The 21741-nt window shown below is 59.7% G+C and carries 18 protein-coding genes; 8 read left to right on the forward strand and 10 right to left on the reverse strand.

Annotation, left to right across the window (positions count from 1 at the left end):
• Nucleotides 1–129 precede the first annotated feature (129 nt).
• Together GA0061103_RS27660 and GA0061103_RS27665 are read left to right on the forward strand one after the other, a co-directional pair.
• On the forward strand, nucleotides 130–1602 hold the full coding sequence (locus GA0061103_RS27660) for a multicopper oxidase family protein (RefSeq protein ID WP_092716853.1): 1473 nt from the start codon (nucleotides 130–132) through the stop codon (nucleotides 1600–1602).
• Between the two features lie 292 nt (nucleotides 1603–1894).
• A complete protein-coding gene (locus GA0061103_RS27665; protein ID WP_092716855.1) occupies nucleotides 1895–3229 on the forward strand; it encodes an acetyl-CoA hydrolase/transferase family protein in 1335 nt (444 codons plus the stop codon).
• Between the two features lie 160 nt (nucleotides 3230–3389).
• On the opposite strand, the gene GA0061103_RS27670 is transcribed toward GA0061103_RS27665, so the two are convergent.
• The 4 genes from GA0061103_RS27670 to GA0061103_RS27685 all read right to left on the reverse strand — a co-directional run bounded on the left by GA0061103_RS27670 (nucleotide 3390) and on the right by GA0061103_RS27685 (nucleotide 9034).
• Nucleotides 3390–4481, reverse strand: coding sequence for a porin (locus GA0061103_RS27670; RefSeq protein ID WP_092716856.1), 1092 nt, complete (start codon nucleotides 4479–4481; stop codon nucleotides 3390–3392).
• Nucleotides 4482–4871: 390 nt separating this feature from the next.
• On the reverse strand, nucleotides 4872–6077 hold the full coding sequence (locus GA0061103_RS27675) for an adenylate/guanylate cyclase domain-containing protein (protein WP_092716858.1): 1206 nt from the start codon (nucleotides 6075–6077) through the stop codon (nucleotides 4872–4874).
• A gap of 30 nt (nucleotides 6078–6107) precedes the next feature.
• The gene (locus tag GA0061103_RS27680; RefSeq protein ID WP_092716860.1) at nucleotides 6108–7730 is read right to left on the reverse strand and encodes an MDR family MFS transporter; all 1623 of its coding nucleotides are present in this window, start codon (nucleotides 7728–7730) and stop codon (nucleotides 6108–6110) included.
• A 77-nt stretch (nucleotides 7731–7807) separates the two neighbouring features.
• The gene (locus tag GA0061103_RS27685; protein ID WP_092716862.1) at nucleotides 7808–9034 is read right to left on the reverse strand and encodes an HlyD family secretion protein; all 1227 of its coding nucleotides are present in this window, start codon (nucleotides 9032–9034) and stop codon (nucleotides 7808–7810) included.
• Nucleotides 9035–9171: 137 nt separating this feature from the next.
• On the opposite strand from GA0061103_RS27685, the gene GA0061103_RS27690 reads away from it, so the two are divergent.
• Together GA0061103_RS27690 and GA0061103_RS27695 are read left to right on the forward strand one after the other, a co-directional pair.
• On the forward strand, nucleotides 9172–10074 hold the full coding sequence (locus GA0061103_RS27690) for a LysR family transcriptional regulator (RefSeq protein ID WP_092716864.1): 903 nt from the start codon (nucleotides 9172–9174) through the stop codon (nucleotides 10072–10074).
• Between the two features lie 122 nt (nucleotides 10075–10196).
• On the forward strand, nucleotides 10197–10643 hold the full coding sequence (locus GA0061103_RS27695) for a hypothetical protein (protein WP_141694477.1): 447 nt from the start codon (nucleotides 10197–10199) through the stop codon (nucleotides 10641–10643).
• A gap of 73 nt (nucleotides 10644–10716) precedes the next feature.
• On the opposite strand, the gene GA0061103_RS27700 is transcribed toward GA0061103_RS27695, so the two are convergent.
• From GA0061103_RS27700 to GA0061103_RS27710, 3 genes are all read right to left on the reverse strand, one after another.
• A complete protein-coding gene (locus GA0061103_RS27700; RefSeq protein WP_092716868.1) occupies nucleotides 10717–11724 on the reverse strand; it encodes an ABC transporter permease in 1008 nt (335 codons plus the stop codon).
• A gap of 128 nt (nucleotides 11725–11852) precedes the next feature.
• The gene (locus GA0061103_RS27705; RefSeq protein ID WP_092716870.1) at nucleotides 11853–13394 is read right to left on the reverse strand and encodes a sugar ABC transporter ATP-binding protein; all 1542 of its coding nucleotides are present in this window, start codon (nucleotides 13392–13394) and stop codon (nucleotides 11853–11855) included.
• Nucleotides 13395–13496: 102 nt separating this feature from the next.
• A complete protein-coding gene (locus tag GA0061103_RS27710; RefSeq protein ID WP_092717138.1) occupies nucleotides 13497–14453 on the reverse strand; it encodes a sugar-binding protein in 957 nt (318 codons plus the stop codon).
• A gap of 371 nt (nucleotides 14454–14824) precedes the next feature.
• Here GA0061103_RS27710 and GA0061103_RS27715 point away from each other — a divergent pair, with 371 nt between their 5' ends.
• Entirely contained in the window at nucleotides 14825–15967 is a 1143-nt protein-coding gene (locus tag GA0061103_RS27715; protein WP_245304884.1) for a LacI family DNA-binding transcriptional regulator, read from the forward strand.
• Nucleotides 15967–17355 carry a hypothetical protein gene (locus tag GA0061103_RS27720; protein ID WP_092716872.1) on the forward strand — a complete coding sequence of 463 codons (1389 nt, stop codon included), beginning with the start codon at nucleotides 15967–15969 and terminating at the stop codon, nucleotides 17353–17355. The genes GA0061103_RS27715 and GA0061103_RS27720 overlap by 1 nt, the downstream gene beginning before the upstream one ends.
• Nucleotides 17356–17383: 28 nt before the next feature.
• Here GA0061103_RS27720 and GA0061103_RS27725 read toward each other — a convergent pair whose 3' ends face one another.
• From GA0061103_RS27725 to GA0061103_RS27735, 3 genes are read right to left on the reverse strand one after another with little or no spacing between them, the layout of a single operon-like run.
• Complete coding sequence (locus GA0061103_RS27725) at nucleotides 17384–17956, reverse strand: hypothetical protein (protein ID WP_092716874.1); 573 nt, start codon at nucleotides 17954–17956, stop codon at nucleotides 17384–17386.
• Nucleotides 17946–18509 (reverse strand): DUF4352 domain-containing protein, encoded by a 564-nt coding sequence (locus GA0061103_RS27730; protein WP_092716876.1) that lies wholly within the window; start codon nucleotides 18507–18509, stop codon nucleotides 17946–17948. The genes GA0061103_RS27725 and GA0061103_RS27730 overlap by 11 nt, the downstream gene beginning before the upstream one ends.
• Entirely contained in the window at nucleotides 18506–19096 is a 591-nt protein-coding gene (locus GA0061103_RS27735; RefSeq protein WP_092716878.1) for a hypothetical protein, read from the reverse strand. Before GA0061103_RS27735 ends, GA0061103_RS27730 begins: the two co-directional genes overlap by 4 nt.
• Nucleotides 19097–19302: 206 nt before the next feature.
• On the opposite strand from GA0061103_RS27735, the gene GA0061103_RS27740 reads away from it, so the two are divergent.
• Nucleotides 19303–20307 (forward strand): LacI family DNA-binding transcriptional regulator, encoded by a 1005-nt coding sequence (locus GA0061103_RS27740; protein WP_092716880.1) that lies wholly within the window; start codon nucleotides 19303–19305, stop codon nucleotides 20305–20307.
• 59 nt (nucleotides 20308–20366) lie between these two features.
• A complete protein-coding gene (locus tag GA0061103_RS27745) occupies nucleotides 20367–21719 on the forward strand; it encodes an ABC transporter substrate-binding protein (RefSeq protein ID WP_092716882.1) in 1353 nt (450 codons plus the stop codon).
• Nucleotides 21720–21741: the final 22 nt, after the last annotated feature.

Here is a 21741-nt window from a genome sequence, read left to right on the forward strand (position 1 = left end):
GAGCGCGGCAACCGACGACCGGAAGGCGGCTCTTTGAAGCCGCCTTCGACACAGAGACAAAAAGCGCGATACCGTAGTGAGGCGGCCTTCCGGGCGTATCGCTTCCAGGTGAGCAGGAGGAAGCAATCGATGGACAGACGTAGTTTTCTGGCGGGGCTGGCGGGCCTTGCGATTTCCGGGCCTGCCTCGGCCCAGATGATGCACGACATGGGCAACATGAACGGCGGTCATAATATGATGCCCGTGGCCGGCAACAAGCTCGTCCTGCCGGAAGAACAGCCTCTGCGCGAGCTGCCGCGCTTGACGAACGAGACCGGCGAAGCCGGTTTGTTCAAGGCAAGGCTTGCCGCCGAGCAAGGGCTTGCCCGCTTCGCCGAGGGGCTTGATACGCCCGTGCTCCTCTACAACGGCGGAAATCCCGTGATCGAGGCGCATGAGGGCGACTGGATCGAGATCAGCTTCAGGAACGGCATTCCCGGCGAACCGACGACGGTTCATTGGCATGGGATGCCGGTGCCGGCCGATCAGGATGGCAGCCCTATGGAACCCATCGCTTCGGGCAGCGAGCGCATCTATGCTTTCGATCTTCCGCCAGGCAGCGCCGCATCCTATTGGTTCCATCCCCATCCGCATGGCCTCACCGCCGCGCAGGTTTATCGCGGACTCGCAGGCGTCTTTCTGGTGAAACCCAAGGATGATCCGATCCCTGCCGAATATGGCGATACGGTCTTGATGTTCACCGATCTTCGGATCGCCGAAGATGGAAGCATGCCGGCGAGCAACATGATCGATCTGATGAATGGGCGTGTCGGCGATCACATTCTAGTCAATGGCCAGAAGAATCCGATCCTGACCGTCGCGAAAGGGGAAAAGCGTCGCCTGCGCCTCTTCAACGCGACAAATGCGCGATTCCTGCGGCTGACATTCGAGAATGCCGCCATGGTGCTCGTCGGAACGGATGGCGGCCTTATCGAGGCTCCCGTTGGCATCGACGAATTGCTGCTTGCGCCCGCCGAGCGCGTCGAGCTTATCGTCGCCTTCGACAAGCCGGGAGCGGCAAAGCTCACCACGCTCGACTATGAGCGCGGGTGGATGGGGCCGGGCAAGCCCGATGAGGCCGGCATGACCTTGCTGACGGCAAGAGTTTCAGACGAAGCCGCACCTGTTTCGCCACCGCTTCCCGCGAAGCTGCGCACCATTGAACGCTTCGCAGAGCCGGCAGTCACACGTCGCTTTGTGTTGACGGAATCCATGGAAGGCATGGAGATGAAGTTCCTCATCAACGGCGCCAGCTTCGATATGAAGCGCATTGATGAAGTCTCGAAGGTCGGGCAGGTCGAGCTTTGGGAAATTGTCAACCAGGCGGATATGGACCATCCGTTTCATGTGCATGGGACGCAGTTCCAGCTTGTCGAAAGCGAAAAGGATGGCGCGGTCAGCAAGCCATCCTATCGGGCCTGGAAAGACACCGTGAATGTTGCCGCGGGCGAGACGGTGCGCATCCTGCTGCGACAGGATTTGCCGGGGCAGCGCATGTATCACTGCCACATCCTTGAGCATGAAGATCTCGGCATGATGGGCACAGTCGACGTAGAGGCCTGACAAGCTCCGTCATCAATCGCAGTCATGGAAGGAGAATCCCTTTATCCTTGAGTATCGAAGCTTGCGTTCGATGAGATTGCGGCGTCGATTCCGATTCGAAGATTGAGGCCGATTTCGCTTTTGCCGGTGTAAGCGTGATGTTCGGCTCTTGCGCAAACAGCAGGTTAGGCGCTTTTATGTAAGCGCGTTCTACTGCAGCGAAAGCGTTCGCAGCAGCCTCGGAGGAGGGCCGTATGCGATCTCGCAGTGGATGCCAAATTGTGCTGACAGTGGCATTCAAGGGGAGGACTCGATGGCCGCTAATCATCAGACGCAATATCGCGAACGCGTGCGCTCTGCCCATGAGGCCGTTGCCTTGATACCATCCGGCGCGAAGATCGCCATGCCGATCGCTGCTGGCCAGCCGCCTGCCATCCTTGCGGCATTGGCGGAACGCGCGCGGGCCGGCGCGATCGACAACGTCCGGCTCTACTATCTGCTCTGCACAGGTGTCGCCGGCTCCAGCGTGCTCGACTTCGACTTGCGCGACCGCATCGTTCCCATGAGTTACTTTCATGGAGCGGTGGATCGCGCCCTCGACAAGAGGCGAATGGCGGAGATGCTGCCTGCCGCCGACCTCGTGCCGTGCCATTTCAGCCAGGTGCCGCGCTCGCTTGTCGAGCATGTCGGCGTCGATACGCTGATCGCAACCGTCTCGCCCATGGATGCGGACGGGAATTTCAGCCTTGGCGCCAGTACCGATTACTCGCTGGCGGTTGCCCGCAAGCCAGGCGCTCGGCTGATCCTCGAAGTCAATCCCAGCATGCCCTATGTGCGCGGCAATTGCATGATTCCGGTGTCGAGTGTCACGGCACTTGTCGAGAACGACGCAAGCCTGCCGGCTCTCGCCGCCGCACCTCGCTCAGAAGTCGACGATACCATCGGCGCCATCGTTGCAGGGCTTGTGGACGATGGCGATTGCCTGCAGATGGGCATCGGCGCACTGCCCGATGCCGTCTGTGCTGGCCTCTCCCAGCACCGCCATGTCGGCATCCATACCGAAATGATGACATCGGGACTTGCCGCTCTGGTCAGGGCAGGCGTGGTCGACAATAGCCGCAAGCAGATACATGCCGGACGAACCATCTTCACCTTCGCATTGGGAGACAAGCTGCTTTACGATTTTCTGAACGATAATCCCGATGTCGAAGCGCATCCCGTTGACTATGTGAATAATCCGTTCGTCATCGCGCAGAATGACCGCATGGTGTCGGTCAATGCGACGCTGCAGATCGATCTCAATGGTGCGTGCAATTCCGAATTCGTCAATGGAAGACAGTTCAGCGGCTCGGGGGGACAGGTGGATTTCGTCCGCGGCGCCTATGGCTCACGCGGCGGCCGCTCGATCATCGCCTGTCATGCGACAGCGGCGAAGGGAACGCTGTCGCGTATCGTTCCGACGCTGACAGGTCCGGTGACGACGTCACGCAACGATATCCATATCGTCGTGACGGAATATGGCTGGGCCAACCTCAAGGGTAAATCGGTGGCAGAGCGGGCAAAGGCGATGATTGCGCTTGCTCATCCTGATTTCCGGGAGGAGCTGGATCGGGCCGCCCATCAGGCGGGGTTCTACGCGCCGGATTGACATAACCATCGTTGATCTTGCTTGGGCAATAAGAAGGACCCGGAGGGAAACCGGATCCTTCCGGCTTTGATCGGAGGTCAACCGATCACTTTGAGAAGCCTGATGGATCGGTACATCAGGCTTCCCGTACCTGGTCCCAGGTAGACCAGGCAATTCGGTATTAGAAGCTGCGCTGGAAGCGCAGGATACCAGCCCACTGATCCTGGTTCACAGAATCGAAGTTGGTGTAGGAGACTTCCGGCTCGATGAGCAGGTTCTTGACCGGGTTGAACTTGAGGTTCGTGGTCGCTGCGAAGATCTTCGAGTCGGTATAAGCGAGCTGGAGGTTCCACTTCAGCTTTTCGTTGATCGGAACGCCAACGCCGCCCCAAACTGCCCAGTCACCCCAGCCGCACTTCGATGCATCGTTAGCCGGGCAAGAAGAGCGAGCCAGGTTGGTGCCTGCATACTTGTTCAGGTTGTCGCCATCGGTGTTCCAGCCGCCCATCAGGAAGGCCGAGAAGACGCCGAAGTCAGCATCGACACGAGCCTTGATGGCGCCTTCCGACTTGATCGAGTCGTAACCGCCAACGACCTTGAAGCCCCATGCGCCGGACTTGAAGCCAGCACCGGCAACAACGTCAGGAGCGTAATGGTTGGCCTTGTCGTCCGATGCCCAGCTTGCGCCATAACCAGCGCCCGAGCCGCTGGAATTGCTGTCTTCAACCGAGATCACAGCCGTGAAGCCGTTGCCGGCATCGTAGTTGTAGGTCAACTGGTTGAGTTCGTACGGGCCGTCATAGATCACGTCGTCGTTGATGACGTCGCCGGCATAACCGATGTAGGAGTTGAACTGCGAGTCTGCCTTACCGACGAGGAAGCCGCCGAGGCTGATGTTGGCCCAGAGCAGCTTGGTGCTGGTGCTGTTGCCTTCCTGCCAGTCCCAACGGATGACCGTGTTGGTCTTCAGCGGGCCGTATTCGGTGTCGGTCGCGGTATCGAGGCTCAGCTGAGCGCGGGTATGCCAGAGAGTGCCGTTGTGGCTGTTGGCATTGTAGGCGTCATACCACTTGCCTTCGGTACGGACCATGCCGCCGACCTTGAGGCAGGTTTCGGTACCGGGAATGAAGAAGTAGCCTGCACCGTATGCGTCGCAGATGCGAACGTATTCCAGCGGCTCGGGCTCGGCTGCGACGATCGCGTCAGCAGCATGAGCACCGGATACTGCTGCCAGAGCAGCAGCGGAGCCGAGAAGAAGGCTCTTGATGTTCATTGTAAACTCCTGGTTGTAACAATTCGTACGTAATCCAAGGAGCGAGCATAATAGGCCATCCTGGAAGTGCTCCCTTGCAAACAGGAAGCAAAAACCAGGCACTGCATCTGCAATAGACTGCCGGTACTATCCCCACCCCGATGGAACCTCGTTAGCTGGCGTCTGAAACAATACCCCACCAGATCGCAAGCCAATTAGGTCCTGATGACAGGGCTATATACATTCAGATTGTTTGTAAATCCGTGCCGGAGCCATTCGAAAACGGAAAAAGTGGTTGTTGATTTAATGCAACACATGCTTGGCGAGAAAATTCGGTCGGGAAAGTCCATCTAAGCAATCGGCGTAGTGACGGAATGCGTTGACGGCCCATCTCTTGTCTCATCGGCACCGTCAATATGCGACCGCAAACAGCTCCATCGCCTTGGCGAAGCCCTTCAGCTGCTGCCGCCCGATCGAGATTGCATCGGTGATATCGGCCTTTTGCTGGAATGGGCCTGATATCAGGAGCGCTTCGCCGCTCTCGCTGCAGACGTTCTGGATGCGGCTGACGATATTGACGTCAGGGCCGATCAAGGTGAAGTCCAGGCGGTTGCCGGAGCCGACATTGCCGTAGCTCACCTCGCCATAGTGCAGCGCGATACCAGCCTTGACGCGGATGCCGTCATATTCGAAGCCGCCTATTTCATCGAGAATTGTCTTTGCCGCGGTCAGCGCGGCATTGCAGGCTCCGGCCGCATCGGCGCCTGGAAAGAATGCCAGAACCGCATCGCCCATGAATTTCAGCACTTCTCCGCTTTCATGGGTGATCGCCGGTACCACCTTGTCAAAATAAGCATTCAGGAGCCCGAGCACGGTACCGCCGGGCAGCCGATTGGAAAGCTCGGTGAAGCCGCGCAGGTCGCACAGCAGAAGTGCAGCCTCCATCGATTCGATTTCCCCGCGACGAATGTGTCCGGCAAGGATGCGGCTCGCCGTCATCGGGCCGATATAGGTGTCGAGAAGGCTGAGTTCGCATTGTCTGAGGACGCGTAGTTCGCAGGTATTGCGCAATGCCGGCAGGATGCGCTCGATCAGGTCATGCTCGCCGGATGTGAAGCCGCCCGGCCGCCGCGTGGCGAAGACGGCGCTGCTGATCGGTCCGTCGGCGTTGCAAAGCGGCGCCACGATCAGTTGAACCAGCCCCCGGCCGGAAAATATGTCGATATGCTGCCAGCGCCCATGGGCGCTCTCGCCGGGACCGACGACGAGCGGCTCGCGCATCTCCTGTGCCTTCATGAGCGGCGTATTGGCAAGTGCGAGACGTGAGCCATGTTCGCGATCATGGATCTCGACCGGCTCGCCGGGCGCCCAGGCGAAGGTGCGGCCGATGAATTCGGGATGCAGCGTCGTCAGGTGCAGCGTCAATCGATCGACGGGAAGGCCAAGGGCCTGCAGGCGGCGACCGAGCCCGGCGACGAGGCCGGCCTCATCGAGAGCGTGGCATTCGTCGCCCGTCAGCCATTCGATCAGGTTCAGGGTAGCCGCAGTGTTGACGCCACTGTGGCCTGGTCTGGAATTGATGATTGCGGTCTTGGGCATGTCGTGCAGCAAGGTCATGGCTATCTCCTCCTCTTTGAGGTGCGGCGCTCAGTGTGCCGCACCGCCGGAAAGGTGGCCGGGTTTCTTCAGAAGCAGGCTGGCGACGAGTGCAATGACCAGCGCGGCGCCGAGCAGATAGAAGGTGTCGCTGAAAGCCATGATGTTGGCCTGCTTGCGAAGGCTGGCGGCAATGGCGACGATCGCCTTGTGCGTGGCAAGCGCCTGGTCGCTGACCCCATGGTTCATGAAGTAACTCGTGAGATTGGCAACGCGGGCACGGGTAGCCTCTTCGAACACCGAGACCGAATTGGTGAGGATGTTGGAGTGGAACTGCTCGCGCTTGGTGAGGAAGGTCTGCAGCGCCGCAATGCCGACCGCGCCGCCGAGATTGCGCATCATGTTGAAGAGCGCGGAGGCGGAGCCGGCATTTTCCTGCTCGATACCGGCCGTCGCAATTGCGGTCAGCGGCGTGAATGCCAGTGCCTGGCCGACGGCACGCACGATGTTCGGCCAGAAGAGCTGATCGCTGGCATAGTTGCTCGTCATGTAGATATTCATGAAGTTCGAAGCGGCAAAGAGTGCGAAGCCGACGATGATCAGCAGCCGGGCATCGACGCGTTTCATCAGCCGCGGGACCAACGGGATCAGGATCAGCTGGGGAATGCCGGTCCAGGCAAGCACCATGCCGATCTGCTCGGAATTGTAGCCCTGGATGCGCGTGAGGTAGATCGGCAGGATGAAGACCGAGCCATAGAGCGCGATGCCCAGCAGGAAATTGGCGACGATGCCGAAGCCGAAATTGCGGCGCACCAGCAGACGCAGATTGAGGAGCGGATGGGCGGCGCGAAGCTCGATGATGAGAAAGAGCGTCAACGAGACCGCGGCAATAACAGAAAGGCGGACGATGAAGGCGGAACCGAACCAGTCGTCCTTGTTGCCTTCCTCAAGCACGGTCTGCAGCGCGGCCAGGCCGACCGCCATGGTGATGATGCCCGGCCAGTCGCCCTTGGCGAGCAGCGAAAGGTTCATCGGTGCGCGCTCGAGCGAGGCCCAGAGCATGCCGACCATGAGAATGCCGGGCACGAGGTTGACGTAGAAGATATATTCCCAGCCCCAGTTTTCTGTGAGGTAGCCCCCGATGGTCGGGCCGATCGCCGGCGCGAAGGTCGCCGAAAGGGCAAAGAGCGCAAGGCCGATCGGTTGCTTGGGTTTGGGGAGCAGCGTGATGATGATCGTGAAGGCCATGGGGATCAACACGCCGCCGGAAAAGCCCTGAATGGCGCGCAGCACGATCATCTGTTGCAGATTGGCGGCAAAGGCGCAGCCGACTGAAAACAGAAGGAAAAGCACCGCGTTCGTCAGCAGATAGATGCGCACCGAAAAGACGCGGGCAAGCCAGGCGCTAAGGGGGATGACGACGATCTCGGCGATCAGGTAGGAGGTCGAGATCCAGCCGCCATCGTCCGTTCCGGCACCGATCGCGCCCTGGATGTCGGCGAGCGAGGCATTGACGATCTGGATGTTGAGAACGGCCATGAAAGCGCCAAGCGTCGAGCCGACCACGGCGGTCCACATGCGCAGCGGGCTCATGGCAGGTCGGGCAACCGGAGCGGTTGGAGTGCCCTGGGATAAGGCTGAATTGTTGTTTGCGGCGATCTGAAGAGTGGCCACGACGCGTCTCCTTCCGGGTCATGCCGGAATAATCTCATGACGATACTGAGGTGATAATCGACGAAGATCGGGAAGGATCATCCAGCGTGGCTGGATAATCCTCGTGCCTCTGCCGCCGATGTCTGGGCCGCCTTGGTGTCGATTTCCGGCTCCACCGACATGCCGGAGCGCAGCAGCCCGGCCAGATTATCGTCGTCGATGACGATCTTCACCGGAATGCGCTGGACGATCTTGGTGAAGTTGCCGGTTGCGTTGTCCGGCGGCAGCAGCGAGAATTCGAGTCCGCTTGCCGGCGAGAGGCTGTCGACATGGCCCTTGATGGTGACGTCGGGGAAGCTGTCGACCTTGATTTCGACCGTCTGTCCGGGACGTACATAGGTGAGCTGCGTCTCCTTGAAATTCGCGACGACATAGACCGAGTGTAGCGGCACCACCGCCATCAGCTGCGTGCCCGATGTCACATATTGCCCCACGCGGATCGAGCGGGCGCCGATGGTGCCGTCGACGGCGGCGACGATGTTAGTATAGGAAAGGTTGAGCTCGGCCTGCTGAACGGCGGCGGCGGCGCGATCGCGCTGGGCTGCTGCCTGGTCTCGCTGGGTCTGCAGCACCGGTACCTTGTTCTGGGCGGCGACGAGCGCGGCCTGATCGCGCTCGACAGCGGCGGCCGCCTGTTTTCTGGCAGATTCCGTCTCTTCAGCGCGCGATTGCGTGCCGACGCCGTTGGTGATCAGACGAGCCGAACGTGCGGCGTCAGACACAGCATAATCCAGTGAGGCTTGCGATGAGTCGACCGTTGCTTTGGCCTGCCCGATCAGCGATTGCTGCAGCTGGATCTGTGCATCGATGTTGGAAATTGCCGCATCCGCAGCCTTGAGATCCGCCTTCGCCTGGGAAAGTGCGGCCTGGAAATCGCGGTCGTCTATGCGGGCGAGCACCTGGCCGGCCTTGACCTTGTCATTGTCGTTGACAAGCACGTCCTTGATGTAGCCGGCGACCTTTGGGGCAATCGTGGTGTAATCGGCCTTCACATAGGCATCGTCCGTGGATTCGATGAAGCGTCCCACCGTCCAGTAGCGATAGCCGAAATCGGCGCCGAGCGCGACGCCCGCCACCAATGCGGCAATGAGCACGCCGCGCTTGATAAGCTTCCGACCGGCTTTGGGTTCGGCGGCAGCCGCAGGCGCTTCTACACTGGTGGCCGGCGGAGCCTGAGTGTTGGGAGACTTGGCCACCTCGCTGGCCGGAGCAGCATCGGCTTGGCTTGCGTTCTTGAACGCTTCGTTGCGGGGGAGTTCCACCATTGTCCATTTCCTTCAGTGCGCCACCCCTTTGCCCGGGGCTATTTTTGATGCGATGAAGATGCGTCCGAACGATCCTTCTGATAATCTCCTCAAATCGGGAAGGATCATCAAGTCACAGTGGATAATCCGAGGACAATATGGATCGGTTGACCAGCCTCACAGTCTTTGGCCGGGTGGTGGAATGTGGTGGCTTTTCCGCCGCCGCCCGCCGGCTCAACATGTCCGTCACCATGGTGGGCAATCATGTGCAATCGTTGGAAGACCGCCTCGGCGCGCGGCTCCTGAACCGGACGACGCGCCGGATCAGTTTGACGGAAACCGGCAAATATTACTATGAGCGCTCCTCACAGATCCTGGCCGATCTCGAGGAGGCCGATCGGGCGGCCGGCGCGCTTAGTACCACGCCGCGAGGCACACTGAAGCTCTATACCAGCGGCGCCATCGTCCGCTTCCTGCTTCCCGTCGTCAACGAATTCATGACGCAATATCCTGCGATCTCGCTCGATTTCAATGTCGGAGAACGGTCGATCGACATGGTCGAGGAGGGCTACGATCTGATGATCCGAACCCTGCCCGCGTCCGACTCGACGCTCGTCGCACGCAAGCTTGCACCCTGGCGGCACATGCTTGTCTGCTCGCCCGAATATCGTGACACACATCCGATGCCGAAGGTTCCGGCCGATCTCGTGGAGCATAATTGCCTGCAATATACCTATTACCCCTACGGCGACGAATGGCGTTTCGAAGATGCCGATGGCAAGCAGGTGGGGGTCAAGATTTCTGGCAATGTCGTCTCCAACAGTGCCGAGACGCTGCGTTTTCTCCTGGCAAGCGGGCAGGGTATCTTTCTCGCCCCGAGTTTCATCGTCTACGACGAGGTTGCCGCCGGCCGCCTCGTGCGCGCCATGCCCGACTATCGCGCCGTGGAATTCACGATCAGCGCGATCTATCCGAACCGTAGCCATCTGCCGACGAAAGTGCGATTGTTCATCGACCTTTTGGCAGAGCGTTTCGTCGAGCATCGAAAGTGGATGACCTGAGCAGGGCAGGGCCTGTTTTCCGTCGGTGACGCAGCAGTGAATGGAGCCATCTCAAAGCCATGGCGAACCGAATAACATGCAATGCTCGTCCGGAGCTGCCTGCGATTCAGATGCAGAACGGATTGACCGACGTCTTCATGGAAGTTCTCGCCATTGCGGCGTCGGCGTTGGCACAAACGAGGTCAGAGCAAGCGTTTGCATCATGGATCGCATCGCGAGATCAGGCGGTCTTCGGACTTGGAGTGGTGGGATTCGACATCGCCGAAATGCCCTGGCACGTTGCAACATTTGCCGAGGATCGGAATTTTCTAATTCGGGCGATTACCACCGCAGAATCGAAAGCCGGTTGGGAGAAGCTGCTGGGCTACGAGCCGAAAGAAGACTGGCTGATGCCGTGCCTGATGCGTTTGCGAATGCTTGTGTCGGCATTTGGACCACACGATATCGGGCCAAACAGTGCGGCAATCCATTCGACCTTTTCCGAAAGCGACCTCAGCCGCTGCGAAACACACGGGATCATCATGCATGCTTACGGATGCCCCGTCTGCAACAGGTCGATGCCCTCCTGAAATCCACAGGCACATGACATCCCGTTATCGATCGTACATGACATCTCTCGGGTCGATCCAGGCTGCAGCACCATCATGACTGCGGTTGTTCGGCGGGCTGGCGCGTTTCCGCCTGGCGTGCGGCAGACACGAGGCGCCGTTGCGCCCGGATGGCGCTCCATTGCTGGTCGATCAAGACACCGATCAGGATGACGCCGCCCATGACGGCGAAGTTGAGCGAGGAGGGGATGCCGAGCAGATTGACGAGGTTCTGCAATTCCTGCAGCAGGATCGTGCCCAGCACCACGCCGATCAGAGATCCTTCGCCGCCACGCAGCGAAAAGCCGCCAAGCACCGCCGCGGCGATCGCGTAGAGCTCATAGAATTGCCCGTGGCTCGCCGGCGAGATGGAGCGGGTGTACATGGCAAAATAGATCGCCGAAAGCGCCGTCAGCACGCCGCAGATGATGTAGGCGACCGTTACCATCTTCGTGGTGCGGATGCCGGAATATTTTGCCGCCTCCTCATTCTTGCCGATGGCGTAGAGATAGCGGCCATAGACGGAGCGATGCAGAACGATCCACATGACGGCGGCAATGATCACGAGCGCGATGAAGGTGTTCGGCACGCCATAGAAGCGGCCGGCGGTCAGGAATTCGAGGGTCGGAAAGTTCTGGCCGAAGGCGAATCCGGCCGTGCCGTCTGCCGTGTAGAAGCGCGCCGCACCACGATAGATCAGAAGGCCGCAGAGCGTGACGACGAAAGGCTGAAGGTTGAGCCGGGTAATCAGCCAGCCATGGATCGCTCCCAGAACGCCGCCAAGGATCAGGATCAGCGGCAGGGCAATCGCCCAGGGCATGTTCTGGACGGCGATAAAATCGATGAACAGGACGCCGAGCAAGGCAACCAGTGAGCCGACCGACAGTTCGATGCCACCGGTGATGATGACGAAAGCCTGGCCGATCGACAATATCCCGAAAAGGCCGATGAGGTTCGACGTATTGGCGAGGTTGATCGGCAGAAGGAAGCGCGGATTGATGATCGTCACGACAATGCCGACGACGATGATCAGCAGAAGCAGGCCCAGATCTTTCTTACTCATCGATATCAATTCCCATTGGCCGCGGCCGTTAGAGCAATTCCAGGCAAAGTGCGAAGCGTCCTTCGTTAGAAATTGCGCAAAAACAATGAGATAGAGCGGTTCAGGTTTCCATGGATAGCTGAACCGCTCTAGTGTAGCGTTTTGCCGACGGCCAGCAAAAGCACGTTTTCCTGACTGAACTGATCTTTGTCGAGAATACCGGAGATTTGGCCTTCATGCATGACCGCGATCCGGTCGGAGACGCCGATTACCTCTTCCATGTCGCTCGAGATCATCAGGATCGCCACACCGGCATCCGCAAGCTTGCGCATCAGGCTGTAGATTTCGCTTTTTGCGCCGATATCGATGCCACGGGTGGGCTCGTCGAAGATCAGTACCTTTGGGTGCATCGCCAGCCATTTGGCGAGCACGACCTTTTGCTGGTTGCCGCCCGAAAGCGTGCCGGTGCGCGTTGCGACCGATGGCGTCTTGATGGCGAGCTGCCTGCGCTGCGTTTCGGCCATGGCATTTTCTCGCTCCGGCGAAACCATGGAGCGGCGTGCAAAGGCCGGGAGGTTGGGTAATGATATGTTCTGAGAGATCGGCATATCGAGCAGGATGCCGTTCAGCTTGCGATCCTCGGGCACGAGAAAAATGCCATTGGCGACGGCGTCCCTGGCGGATCGCAGTTTCAGGTCCTGTCCGTCGAGGGTGATGTTGCCGCCATAGCTGTGGTCGACCCCGAACAGGACGCGGGCAAGCTCGGTCCGGCCTGAGCCGACGAGGCCGGCGAGGCCGAGGATTTCGCCGAAACGGATGTCAAGATTGACGGGCTGCGTCGGATAGGCGGCGGTGCGAACTGCCGCGATCTTCAGCGCGATATCGCCCGGCGGACGAGCCGCTTCCACGGAGCGTGCGGCCAATGCCCGCCCGATCATCAGCTTCACCATGCGATCGTGGTCGATCGCGTCTTTCGGCAATGTGCCGACAAGCGTGCCGTCGCGCAGAACGATGACGCGATCGGCAACGCGCTCGACCTCATGCAGGCGGTGCGAAATGAAGATGACGCTGATACCTTCGGCCTTCAGCGAGGATATGACGGCCAGCAGTTTCTCCGTCTCCGCGAGTGGCAGGCTCGAGGTCGGCTCGTCGAGAATGACGAGGCGGGCATTGATGGACAATGCCTTGGCGATCTCGACCATCTGCTGCTGCGCAAGCGACAGCGACGCCACCGGCGTATCCGGCGAGAAATTGGCACCGACGCGCTTCAAAAGAGGGGTGACCATCTCGCGCAGGCGGGTACGGTCGACCAGTTTCAGGGCGCCGCCGCGCAATGGTTCGCGGCCAAGGAAAATATTGGCCGCAACATCGAGATTATCAAACAGGTTGAGCTCTTGATGGACAAAGGCAATCCCGGACGCAATGCTGCTTTCGACCGTGAAGGCGCCGTGCTCGGCTCCATCGAGCCGAATGCTGCCGTGATCCGGCTTGACGACGCCACCAAGGATTTTCATGAGCGTCGATTTGCCGGCGCCGTTTTCGCCGACAAGACCGATCACCTCGCCGGGGCTGACGTCCATCGAGAAATTATCGAGCGCTACCACGCCCGGGTAGGTCTTGCCGATTCCCGAAAGGCTGAGAAAGGGCATTGTGGTTTCAGTCGATACCAATGTATCCGAGCGTTGGTTCATAACGAATATCATGCCTGTGCGATGTGGCTTCGAGAGCCGCGGCGACGTGAGCAATTGCATTCGAGCAGCGCCGGTCCTCGCAACCGGCGCTGCTGGCTGGCCTTAATTGCCAGCCATAGCCTTCAGATTGGCCGCATAGGCATCGACATCGTCCTTGCCGATGATTTTCGTCGGGATGATGATCAGCTTGCTGGCGGGAATGCCCGATTTGTCGCCCTTCAGATAGGCGGCCATCAGCTTCATGCCTTGATAGGCCCAGAGATAGGGCTGCTGCACGACCGTTGCGGCGATCGTTCCTTCCTTGACGCCGCCGAGCGTGATCGGATCGTCGTCGAAACCGACGACGGTGATCTGACCGAGTTTGCCGGCTTCGCGCAGTGCTTCGTAGATGCGCGGCGTGTTGTAGGAGTAGAAGCCGACCATGCAGGTGACGTCAGGGCTTGCAACGAGCGCATCTTCGACGTTCTTCTTCGCTCTCGTCTGGTCGATGTCGTCGCCGCGCACGTCGGTCAACTCGATCTTCGTGCCCGCCAGGCCGTCCTTCATGCCCTGAATGCGCTCCTTGGCATTGTCGGCGCCGAGAAGTCCCACGAAGCCGATGCACTTGCCCCCGTTCGGCATGGCTTTCTTGGCGATTTCGGCGGCCTGTTTGCCGGCATCGATGTTCGATGAGCCGATATAGGCGACGCGGTTCGTATCCGGCGCGTCGCTATCGGTAGTAAACAGCGCCGTTTCCGAACCGATCTTGTTCAGCCCGTCTGTTGAAGTCTTAGGATCGACGGCGGAAACCATGATACCCTTGACGCCGGCCGCCACGAGATCTTCCATCAGTCGCTGCTGGATCGCGACCGACGATTGTTCAGGATATTTCAATTCCATATTGAAGTCCGGCAGTTCGGCCTGGGCCTTCTTGACGCCGGCTTCGGCCGCCTTCCAGAAGTCGGATGCGCCGTTGACCACAAATGCGAGAGTCGGCTTGTCGGCGGCATAGGTCGCCGTTGCATAGCTCAGCAGCAACCCTGCCGCAAAGGCGGCAGCGCCCCGTGTTACGTACTTCATGATCATCCTCCCATAGATCCGCTTGCGGGATCTAGTTGCAACTCGCGGCAGGCCGTCCTGAACCCCCTCCTAGGGTTTCTCGCCGAGCGAGATACGGCACGTCCAACCACGGGAGCGACGGTATACGACTAATTTCGATTAGTAAATAGAATTAGTAATACAATTTCGCATGTGTGAAGCGGTGGATTCTCGAAAATCTAGCTATTTGTTTCAATCGCCAGCGATCTTGAGCTTGAAGATGTGGGTGGCGATTATATGCGCGTCCGCACCGGTTGCCGGGATTGCGTGATTGATGATAATAAATATTAGCGCATGAAAACGGCCATGGGGATTATAGGCCGGTTTCGCTTCAGGGGAGATGAGACGCAGTTATGAAGAAGATATCGGCCGCAAACGGCGATCGCACGGCCGTCGACAAGAGGATATCGAAGCGAAGCGGCCGTCGGTCCGGCAGCAGGGTCACGATGACCGATATTGCCAAGGCGGCCGGATGTTCGCAGAGCGCGGTATCCTTCGTTCTCAACAATACGCCCGGCATGCGCCTGTCGCAGCAGACCCGTGAGAGGGTCATCGAGGCAGCCCGCCAGCTTGGCTATGTCGCGCCGGTGCTTGCCACGCCGCCGGCACTCCTGTTTCCGTCGAAGCTCGATGGCGTCATCGGTTTTGCCGTCGACCAACTTGCAACCAGTCCGGAGGCGGTTGTCGCGATCGAAGGGGCTCGCGAGGCCTGTTGGAATGCCGGAAACGTTCTGCTCGTCGCACAGACCATGAGCGATCCCGTCATGGAGCCGAGAGCGATCAAGGCGCTCAGCAACAGCGGTATCTCGGCGCTCATCTACATGACGATCTTCACCCGTGAGGTGGAGGTGCCGGATTATCTCTACGATCTCAATATCCCGATCATTCTTCTGAATTGCTATACGTCCGACTATGCCTTTCCGGCTGTCGTTCCGAGCGAAATAGCCGGTGGGCAGACCGCTACCCGGCATCTGATTTCGCATGGCCACCATCGCATTGCGACGATTACAGGCGAACCGTGGATGCAGGCCGCCCAGGATCGATTGACTGGTTATCGCCGAGCCTTGGCGACGGCGGATATTCCATTCGATCCCGAGCTTGTCATCGAAGGCGATTGGTCGGCGAGTGCCGGCTATTCCGGCACCATGAAACTGCTTTCGCTTCCCGAGCGTCCGACGGCGATCTTCTGCCAGAACGACCGCACCGCCATCGGCTGCTATGAAGCGCTGAAGGAAGCTGGCCTCCATATTCCGGAGGACATGTCGGTCATGGGTTATGATGACGAAGACATCTGCCGCCATCTCGTGCCGCCCTTGACGACCTCGGTCCTTCCTCACATGGCAATGGGCCAATGGGCGATTGAGCATCTGGAAACGGCGGTTTTGCCGCGCGAACGCCGCTACCAGATCACCAAGCTCGAATGCTCGCTTGTCAAACGTGCATCCGTTGCCGCACCGGCTGGCATCAGAACCGGGCGCAAGGTGCGAAAGGTTTGATGGATTCCGCCGGCGGCCGCGGGCGATCCGTTCGCCTGGCAACCTCTAGCAGCGTCTTGGCGACTGGCGGTTCGATTGCTACTATGCGCGTCATGACGGTTCTCTCCCAGGATACCCGCCCGCCGCTCCGGCTTCTGTTCCGGCTGCCATCGCTCACCTTGCAACTGCTGTGGCGCTTCTGGCCGCAGCTGATGGCGCTGTGGTTGCTCGGGCTGATTGGAAATTCGCTTCTCAACGAACTGGCTGTCATGATCGGCCGGCTGAATGCATTGGCCGGGCTTTCCACTCTGGCCCTTGTCGTACTCCTGAAGCTTGTCATCATCGTCGCGCTGTTCGAGACTGTACGGCCCGGACTCCCGTCGCTTGATGCCGCTTCGCGCGTTGCGGCTGCCCGGCCGGAGACAGATACTGGCGACAGTCCTGCAACGCCGGGCTTCACGTCGATACTCGCGCTGACACTCGTGCCGTTCTTCGCCTACTACGCTGCCTGGGGTTTTCTCGGCGATACGGTAAGGGAATATTCCCGGCTGTCGCTCGACCTGATGCTGTTCGGCGAAAGTTACAACCCCCTTAAATTCGGCGGCAGTGCCTGGCTCCTCGTGTCGGTCGCCGTCGCCTGGGTGGTCAGGCGCTTCGCCAAATTCATGCATGCCCGTTCGAAAGCGCCGATCTGGGCTGTTATCATCGTCGTTTGCGAGGCGAACTGGGCCTTCATCGGTCTCTTTGTCATTTCGACCTGGCAGGACGACATCCGTTCCTGGATTGCCAAGCTTCCCGAAACGATCGGGCATTTCCTCGGCTTTCTCAATCCGGTGGGAGATGCCGCAGCAGCCACCATCTTGCCGCCGACGGCGGAGGACGCGTCGTTTTCCTTTTCCAGGCAAATGCGCGGTCTTTTCCTCTACGCACTTTATCCCGTCGTCTGGCTGACGCTTGCCGCCTTGGTCTATGGTTATGACATCAATGGCGAACGCCCGCTGACGGAAGGCCGTCTTGCGCGCGCGGTTTCACGCTGGCAGTCGCTGCCGAAAGCGATCCGCGACTTCATTTCGCATTTCATCGCGGGGACAGCGAAACGCTATCGCGCATTGGCGGAAGGTGTCGGGCTTACCCTCGGTTCCGGCCTCGGGCTGATGCTATCAGTCATTCTGCTATACCGGCTGCTGGATTGGGGTTCGGCCTGGGCCTGGTACGGCACCTCCAGGCTGATCGGTCCGTACGATCTGCCCTTGTGGCAGATGATTGCGCAGGCCATTTCGCTTTTCTTCGGCAGTCCCAGTGCGCCGGGCGACGGTGTTCTCATCATGCCGATCAAAATATGCCTACTTGCCGCGGCTCTGGAAATCGGCTTCGCGCAGGGGCGGGAATGGCGCCGCGGCGGAAGCTGATGCCCGGAGCGGCTTGGCCGAAGTTGTTTTAGTTCAGCCGCAGCGGGAAGGATATGGCGTCCGGCCTCGTCGAAGCGAAGCTCAGCTGCGCCGACAAAGAGGGGATTGCGTCGGCCGGCACGACGAATTTTTCCTCCATGAGCGCGTTTGCGCTTTTGGCAGGCGGCTGGCGGGATATGGTATCGCAGCCATCGATGGGGGTGGCCTGTGGATCGAGGTCGCGGCTGAGATCTTTGGAGAGAATGAAATTGAGGGGCTGCCAGCGGCGCCCCTTCGGGTCCGTCAGGGTCAGGCTGCATTGAGCCCAGGACTGTCCGATATCGTCTTCGGCTTTTGCAGTCAGCCTTACGACCACCAGGCGCATCTGGCCGGGAAAGGTAATTTTCCCGTCGCGCCCATCGCCGATCACCCTCGCCTGGTTGAGCGCCCAGGAGGCCTTGGCATAGGTCTGTCCGCCGGCATTGTCGCTTATGCGCAGCTCGTTTCGCTTGATGTAATCCTCGGCATTGCGCCATGCGTTGATGGCATAATAGCCAGCCAGCAAGAAGGGCAGGCTTAGCAAGGATGCCAGCCAGAGCCGTTGCTCCCGTCTAGACGCCATTATTGCCGATCTCCGCGCGATCACGCGTCTCGACGCTTCCGCCGTCGAGCTTGACGCGAATTTCCGAATCCAGCTGGGGGGATGGCTGCCTGGAAAGCACCAGTGTCATATTGCTCGTTTCATCCTCCGGCAGCTCGAAGATGAAGATGCCTGAAGTCGGCAGGCCCGGCTGCAAATCCTTGGACGGTAGGAGGCGCGGTGCGCCGTCGGCGCGATGGGTCTGCCGATAGGAGCGGCCGGAAGCCCCTTCAATCGCGGCGGCCTGGATGGTCATGGTATCGTATTTCGACTGCAGTTCGACACTGACGATCAGCCAGACCCCTTCGGTCTGCCGCTCGACCGGCTTGCCGTAAGAGGTAAATGTGATCGTTTTCGCGCGCAGAAGCTTGGCGACCTTGACGCTGAACGTCTTGCTCGACACGGTGTCCTTCTGCAGTCCGGTGGTCTCGATGGGGCCGGTCAGGACGGCATAGCTCGGTGTGGTCGATTGCAGGTAGGCCAAAAGCAGGGCGGCGACGCCGACGAGCAACAAGGAAAGCAAAAGGCGTATCAAGGATTTGCTCCTTGCCCCACCGAAAGCGGCAAGCCGATGCGCGCCACATCATTCGGGTTGAACCAGCCCGGCGCCGCATAGAGATTATCCTTTGGCTTATAGGTGGTGCCTACGATCGAAACGTTCAGCACCTTGGGAAGTGCCAGCGTCGCTGGCAATTGCCAGACGACCTTGACCTTTTCCGGCATCATCGGCTGAAGGTCCCAAAGCAGATCATTGTCCCGGACAAGATAGAATTGTGGGGATGGCGGGTTCGCAAGATTTTCGAGCTTCAGCGTATCCCGATAAAGATTCGAGCTTTCCGCCGTCATGTTTTCAAGGGTCAGATCGAGTGTCAGCGCTTTCTTGCCATCGGGAAGGCGTCGGCCATCCGGTGTCTCAGCGGCGATGCTACTGGAATTGAGAGTGACCATCCATTGGCCCGCATTGACGGGTTTGCCGGGTGCCACCTGTGCCACCTCCGTTCCCGTGCGGGTTTCGTAGATCGAAAATCCAAGCGACAGTGCGCCCGCCAGAAGTCCGCCGATACCGGCGATGATCCGTGTGTAGAGCGCCTTGTTCGCCTTGCTGACAGCCGATGGGGTCATTGCCTGATGCGATCGAGTGGTGACACTGGCCGCCCGCAACTCAGGGAAGCCCGGCGACAATCCCTATTTGGCTCAGCCGGCCAATCCGGCAAGGGTGAGTGGTACCCGAACGTACGAATTATGTGCGGATATTGCCGCGAAGATACATTGTAAATCGATTTGCAAAAGCATTTGCAAATCGATTTACAATACCGTAGCCTGCGAAAATGACCACAATCGCCAAAGTTGCCAAGCGTGCCGGAGTATCGCCGACCACTGTGTCGCATGTGCTCAATCATGCCGACCGTGTCTCGGCGGATTTGCGCAAGCGCGTTCAGGAAGCGATCGCCGAGCTCGGCTATGTGCCGAACCCGCTCGCCCAAAGCCTCAGGACCGGCCGCACCAATCTCGTAGCCATGCTGATCCCGGACATCCGCAACCCCTTCTACCCGGAAATGGTGCAGGCGGCGCAGTCCGATCTCGAGGCGACCGGGATCGATCTCCTGGTCTTCAATACCGATGTCCCCGGCGGCCATTCGCAGGAGCACGGCAAGCACTATCTTCGCCAGATCCGCAGCCGGCGCATCGATGGTCTCATCGTCGGCGATTTCGCGTTGCACGGCATGCATGACGCATTGCTGGAAATCGATCTGCCGACCGTGTTCATCGGCGATCTGCCGAACCGGGCAGTCGATAGCGTCAAGATCGATGATTTCGGCGGTGGCCATCAGATGGGAACCTATCTGGCCGAGAAGGGTCATCGCCGGATCGCGCATGTGACCGGCCCATCCTTCTTCGCCGAAGCCATGGCGCGCGCGGCCGGTTTCGAACAGGGCCTGCGCGACAACGGCATCGAGCCGATTGCCGAGCTGCGGCGGGAAGGAAGTTATCTCGGTCCGTCAGGGGAAGAGGCGGTCGATTGGCTTCTGGCGAACTATGGCGACAACCTGCCCTCGGTGATCTTCTTCGGAAACTACCTGATGGCTGCGGGCGCGCTCGCCGCCTTCTTCGATCGCGGCATCAGCGTGCCGAAGGATATCGGCATTGCCGTCTTCGGCGATCAGCCGCAGCTCGAATATGTCCGGCCGCGGATTACAAGGGTCGGCAACACACCGTCGCTGCTTGCCCATCGCGCTACCGAAATGCTGCTGGAGAGGCTTTCGGGAGCTTATGCAGGACCCGCGCGTTCGGAAGTGATCCCCTGCAATCTGCACGCCTTCGATACCGCATGAATTGAGGCTCCGTCACCCGGGAGGAGTGTGGTGACGGCAACGCAAAATGGGAGGAAGTCATGACTGGTAAGGATAAATTCATCATCCCCGCAACCCGTCGCAGCGTGCTCAAGGGCGGCGCGATCCTCGCCGCCGGTGCGGCTGCCGGGTTGAGCGGTTTTCCCTATATATCGCGCATGGCCGTCCGCGCGCAGAGTGCGCCGCTGAAGTTCTGGCAGTTCTACGCGCCGGGCGGCCCGGTCCAGAGCCAGATCGACTGGTTCGAGAAAGCGGTCGCAGCCTGGAACGACAGCCACCCGCAAAAGGTGGAACTCGAATATGTGCCGAACGCGGAGTATATCAACGGACCGAAGCTCGCGACCGCCTTCGCCTCCGGCGAGGGGCCGGACATCTTCCTCATCTCGCCGGGCGATTTCCTCCGTTATTACAATGGTGGCGTCCTGCAGGATCTGACACCCCATATCGACGCCAAGGAAGATTTCCCGGAGAGCGTCATTGCCAACCGCATGGTCGGCGGCAAGATCTACGGCATTCCGATGGAAGTCGAGCCGATGGCGATGTACTATTCAGTCAAGGCTTTCGAAGAAGCGAAGCTGAACGAAAACGATATTCCGAAAACATGGGACGACCTGCTTGAGCTTGCCAAGAAGCTGACGACGCCGAAACGCTTCGGCATGCTGTTCGAGACCCAGCCGGGCTACTACCAGAACTTTACCTGGTATCCTTTCCTCTGGCAGGGCGGCGGGGAATTCCAGGGTAAGGACGGCAAGAGCGCCTTCGATTCTCCGGCCACGGTGCAGGCTTTGAAGTTCTGGCAGGATGCCGTCAATTCAGGGGCTGCTCCGCGCCAGGTCATGGGTAGCGGCGCCAACGACACGGTCGCCAACCTCGCATCGGGTTACTGTGCCATTCAGAATGTCGGCATCTGGGGCATCTCGCAACTGCAGAGCAATGCCAAGGATTTCAAATATGGCGTCTTCCGTCTGCCCACACCGCCGGGCGGCAGATATGTCACCGTCGGCGGCGGCTGGGCCTTCGTTGCCAATGCCAAGAGCAAGAATCCGGATGCGGCGGCGCAATTCTGCGCCTGGGCGCTGGCTTCCAAGGAAAAAGACTCCGTCCAGCGCGTCGCCGACTGGTGCACCAAGGGCAAATCGGACATGCCGCCGCGTGAAAGCGCGCTTGCCGCCGGCGGAGATGCCTTCAAGACCGGCATGATCGGCAAATTCGCCGCTGATGTCTATCCCGGAGCCCGCGCCGAACCGCGCGTGCCGCCAGAGGTCTACAAGATCATCTCCGATGCGATCCAGCAGACGCAGCTCGGCGGCGCCGATCCTCAAGCAACGGCAACCTCAGCCTCGCAGCAGCTCGACGCGTTCCTCGGTTCCTATAGCGGCGCGCCGATCCTTTAAGAAGAAATGTCGGCCGCTACGC

Source organism: Martinezella multihospitum (assembly GCF_900094585.1).
Classification (GTDB): Bacteria; Pseudomonadota; Alphaproteobacteria; order Rhizobiales; family Rhizobiaceae; genus Rhizobium; species Rhizobium multihospitium.

Bases quoted from the DNA above. Each gene is read 5' to 3' on its own strand.
- GA0061103_RS27660 (WP_092716853.1), top strand. From the start codon at position 130: ATGGACAGACGTAGTTTTCTGGCGGGGCTGGCGGGCCTTGCGATTTCC.
- GA0061103_RS27665 (WP_092716855.1), top strand. From the start codon at position 1,895: ATGGCCGCTAATCATCAGACGCAATATCGCGAACGCGTGCGCTCTGCC.
- GA0061103_RS27670 (WP_092716856.1), bottom strand. From the start codon at position 4,481: ATGAACATCAAGAGCCTTCTTCTCGGCTCCGCTGCTGCTCTGGCAGCA.
- GA0061103_RS27675 (WP_092716858.1), bottom strand. From the start codon at position 6,077: ATGACCTTGCTGCACGACATGCCCAAGACCGCAATCATCAATTCCAGA.
- GA0061103_RS27685 (WP_092716862.1), bottom strand. From the start codon at position 9,034: ATGGTGGAACTCCCCCGCAACGAAGCGTTCAAGAACGCAAGCCAAGCC.
- GA0061103_RS27690 (WP_092716864.1), top strand. From the start codon at position 9,172: ATGGATCGGTTGACCAGCCTCACAGTCTTTGGCCGGGTGGTGGAATGT.
- GA0061103_RS27700 (WP_092716868.1), bottom strand. From the start codon at position 11,724: ATGAGTAAGAAAGATCTGGGCCTGCTTCTGCTGATCATCGTCGTCGGC.
- GA0061103_RS27705 (WP_092716870.1), bottom strand. From the start codon at position 13,394: ATGAACCAACGCTCGGATACATTGGTATCGACTGAAACCACAATGCCC.
- GA0061103_RS27710 (WP_092717138.1), bottom strand. From the start codon at position 14,453: ATGAAGTACGTAACACGGGGCGCTGCCGCCTTTGCGGCAGGGTTGCTG.
- GA0061103_RS27715 (WP_245304884.1), top strand. From the start codon at position 14,825: ATGAAGAAGATATCGGCCGCAAACGGCGATCGCACGGCCGTCGACAAG.
- GA0061103_RS27720 (WP_092716872.1), top strand. From the start codon at position 15,967: ATGGATTCCGCCGGCGGCCGCGGGCGATCCGTTCGCCTGGCAACCTCT.
- GA0061103_RS27725 (WP_092716874.1), bottom strand. From the start codon at position 17,956: ATGGCGTCTAGACGGGAGCAACGGCTCTGGCTGGCATCCTTGCTAAGC.
- GA0061103_RS27735 (WP_092716878.1), bottom strand. From the start codon at position 19,096: ATGACCCCATCGGCTGTCAGCAAGGCGAACAAGGCGCTCTACACACGG.
- GA0061103_RS27740 (WP_092716880.1), top strand. From the start codon at position 19,303: ATGACCACAATCGCCAAAGTTGCCAAGCGTGCCGGAGTATCGCCGACC.
- GA0061103_RS27745 (WP_092716882.1), top strand. From the start codon at position 20,367: ATGACTGGTAAGGATAAATTCATCATCCCCGCAACCCGTCGCAGCGTG.